The 384-nt window shown below is 65.1% G+C and carries 1 protein-coding gene; it reads left to right on the top strand.

Features of this window, described 5'->3' with window-relative positions; translation table 11 throughout:
• The coding region (locus tag C5L10_RS33430; RefSeq protein ID WP_172717333.1) for a hypothetical protein at positions 1–384 on the top strand (384 nt) is incomplete at both ends.

The following is a 384-nucleotide window of genomic DNA, read 5'->3' on the forward strand; positions in this document are numbered from 1 at the left end:
CGATCAACCATCCGCAGGGAACGATCCCGGGGACGGAAGACAACGTACAGTTCACGGTCTCCTACCAGGCCACCGACAAGGACGGCGATGCGGCTGCAACGCCCGGCACGCTGACCATCAATGTCGACGACGATATCCCGACGATCGGCGAGAATTCGCTGGTGCAGCTCGACGACGATGCGCTGGAAGGCGGCAATCCGGAAGGTAACGGCGACGACGCCGATTCCGTCAATGCCACGGGCGTTCTTGCGCATGCCTACGGTGCCGATGGCGCCGGTTCGGTCCTGTGGCTTTCCAACGGCCTGACGTTGCCTGCGGGCTTCAGCGCGGCGCCGTCCGAAGGCGGCACGGTGATGACCATCTTCCAGGGCGACCGCGCGGTCG

Origin of the sequence: Neorhizobium sp. T6_25 (genome assembly GCF_002968555.1) — a bacterium.
Classification (GTDB): Bacteria; Pseudomonadota; Alphaproteobacteria; order Rhizobiales; family Rhizobiaceae; genus Neorhizobium.